Source organism: Staphylococcus sp. GDY8P120P (genome assembly GCF_017892065.1).
GTDB lineage: Bacteria > Bacillota > Bacilli > Staphylococcales > Staphylococcaceae > Staphylococcus > Staphylococcus nepalensis.
On sequence record NZ_JAESKI010000025.1, the window covers coordinates 1 to 3,393 of the forward strand.

Here is a 3,393-nt window from a genome sequence, read left to right on the forward strand (position 1 = left end):
GCCATATGGCTACACAGGTAGGACTCGAACCTACGACCGATAGTTTAACAGACGATAGCTCTACCACTGAGCTAATGTGGAATAATGATATAGTGCCTGGCATCGTCCTACTCTTGCGCAACGTAAGTCCGACTACCATCGGCGCTAAGGAGCTTAACTTCTGTGTTCGGCATGGGAACAGGTGTGACCTCCTTGCTATAGTCACCAGACAAGTTGATGTATAAATCATTATACATTCAAAACTAGATAGTAAGTAAATTTTAGTTCTACAAACAAAACATTTAAATTTGATTAAGTCTTCGATCGATTAGTATTCGTCAGCTCCACATATCGCTATGCTTCCACCTCGAACCTATTAACCTCATCATCTTTGAGGGATCTTATAACCGAAGTTGGGAAATCTCATCTTGAGGGGGGCTTCATGCTTAGATGCTTTCAGCACTTATCCCGTCCATACATAGCTACCCAGCGATGCCGTTGGCACGACAACTGGTACACCAGAGGTATGTCCATCCCGGTCCTCTCGTACTAAGGACAGCTCCTCTCAAATTTCCTACGCCCACGACGGATAGGGACCGAACTGTCTCACGACGTTCTGAACCCAGCTCGCGTACCGCTTTAATGGGCGAACAGCCCAACCCTTGGGACCGACTACAGCCCCAGGATGCGATGAGCCGACATCGAGGTGCCAAACCTCCCCGTCGATGTGAACTCTTGGGGGAGATAAGCCTGTTATCCCCGGGGTAGCTTTTATCCGTTGAGCGATGGCCCTTCCATGCGGAACCACCGGATCACTAAGTCCGTCTTTCGACCCTGCTCGACTTGTAAGTCTCGCAGTCAAGCTTCCTTGTGCCTTTACACTCTATGAATGATTTCCAACCATTCTGAGGAAACCTTTGAGCGCCTCCGTTACTCTTTAGGAGGCGACCGCCCCAGTCAAACTGTCCATCTGACACTGTCTCCCACCATGATAAATGGTGCGGGTTAGAAATCCAATACAGCGAGGGTAGTATCCCACCAGCGCCTCCACGTAAGCTAGCGCTCACGTATCTAAGGCTCCTACCTATCCTGTACAAGCTGTACCGAATTTCAATATCAGACTACAGTAAAGCTCCACGGGGTCTTTCCGTCCTGTCGCGGGTAACCTGCATCTTCACAGGTACTATGATTTCACCGAGTCTCTCGTTGAGACAGTGCCCAAATCGTTACGCCTTTCGTGCGGGTCGGAACTTACCCGACAAGGAATTTCGCTACCTTAGGACCGTTATAGTTACGGCCGCCGTTTACTGGGGCTTCGATTCGTAGCTTCGCAGAAGCTAACCACTCCTCTTAACCTTCCAGCACCGGGCAGGCGTCAGCCCCTATACATCACCTTACGGTTTAGCAGAGACCTGTGTTTTTGATAAACAGTCGCTTGGGCCTATTCACTGCGGCTCTCCTGGGCGTTAACCCTAAAGAGCACCCCTTCTCCCGAAGTTACGGGGTCATTTTGCCGAGTTCCTTAACGAGAGTTCGCTCGCTCACCTTAGAATTCTCATCTTGACTACCTGTGTCGGTTTGCGGTACGGGCACCATAAATCTAGCTAGAGGCTTTTCTCGGCAGTGTGAAATCAACGACTCGAGGAAACAATTTCCTCTCCCCATCACAGCTTGACCTTAAGAGTGCCGGATTTGCCTAACACTCAGTCTTACTGCTTGGACGTACAATCCAATCGTACGCTTCGCCTATCCTACTGCGTCCCCCCATCGCTTAAAACGAATTATGGTGGTACAGGAATATCAACCTGTTATCCATCGCCTACGCCTATCGGCCTCAGCTTAGGACCCGACTAACCCAGAGCGGACGAGCCTTCCTCTGGAAACCTTAGTCAATCGGTGGACGGGATTCTCACCCGTCTTTCGCTACTCACACCGGCATTCTCACTTCTAAGCGCTCCACATGTCCTTGCGATCATGCTTCAACGCCCTTAGAACGCTCTCCTACCATTGTCCTACGGACAATCCACAGCTTCGGTAATATGTTTAGCCCCGGTACATTTTCGGCGCAGTGTCACTCGACTAGTGAGCTATTACGCACTCTTTAAATGATGGCTGCTTCTAAGCCAACATACTAGTTGTCTGGGCAACGCCACATCCTTTTCCACTTAACATATATTTTGGGACCTTAGCTGGTGGTCTGGGCTGTTTCCCTTTCGAACACGGACCTTATCACCCGCGTTCTGACTCCCAAGTTAAATTGATTGGCATTCGGAGTTTGTCTGAATTCGGTAACCCGAGAAGGGCCCCTCGTCCAAACAGTGCTCTACCTCCAATAATCATCACTTGAGGCTAGCCCTAAAGCTATTTCGGAGAGAACCAGCTATCTCCAGGTTCGATTGGAATTTCTCCGCTACCCTCAACTCATCCGCTCACTTTTCAACGTAAGTCGGTTCGGTCCTCCATTCAGTGTTACCTGAACTTCAACCTGGTCAAGGGTAGATCACCTGGTTTCGGGTCTACGACCAAATACTCAACGCCCTATTCAGACTCGCTTTCGCTACGGCTCCACATTCACTGCTTAACCTTGCATCAAATCGTAACTCGCCGGTTCATTCTACAAAAGGCACGCCATCACCCATTAACGGGCTCTGACTACTTGTAAGCACACGGTTTCAAGTTCTATTTCACTCCCCTTCCGGGGTACTTTTCACCTTTCCCTCACGGTACTGGTTCACTATCGGTCACTAGAGAGTATTTAGCCTTGGGAGATGGTCCTCCCGGATTCCGACGGAATTTCTCGTGTTCCGTCGTACTCAGGATCTACTCAAGAGAGAACAGATTTTCGACTACAGGATTATTACCTTCTTTGATTCATCTTTCCAGATGATTCGTCTAATCTATTCCTTTGTAACTCCGTATAGAGTGTCCTACAACCCCAACAAGCAAGCTCGTTGGTTTGGGCTATTCCCGTTTCGCTCGCCGCTACTCAGGGAATCGAACTTTCTTTCTCTTCCTGCGGGTACTAAGATGTTTCAGTTCTCCGCGTCTACCTTCGATACGCTATGTATTTACGCATCGATAATACGACATAACTCGTATTGGGTTCCCCCATTCGGAAATCTTTGGATCACAGCTTACTTACAGCTCCCCAAAGCATATCGTCGTTAGTAACGTCCTTCATCGGCTTCTAGTGCCAAGGCATTCACCGTGCGCCCTTAATAACTTAATCTATTTGCTTTCCAACTCGACAACCGTCGGTTGAAAACCCAAAATGTTATTAATCTGTGAGTGTTCTTTCGAACACTAGCGATTATTTCTTTTTGAATTCAAGCTTATTTAAAACTCTTATTCACTCGGTTTTGCTTGGTAAAATCATAAATTTTACTTACTTATCTAGTTTTCAATGTACAAATA

2 rRNA genes are annotated in these 3,393 nt (G+C 48.0%); both read right to left on the reverse strand.

From position 1 onward, the window contains the following. Nucleotides 1-94 precede the first annotated feature (94 nt). A 5S ribosomal RNA gene (gene rrf, locus KA900_RS12640) occupies nucleotides 95-209 on the reverse strand. Between the two features lie 78 nt (nucleotides 210-287). Beyond that, nucleotides 288-3,208, reverse strand: a 23S ribosomal RNA gene (locus KA900_RS12645). Between the last annotated feature and the right edge of the window lie 185 nt (nucleotides 3,209-3,393).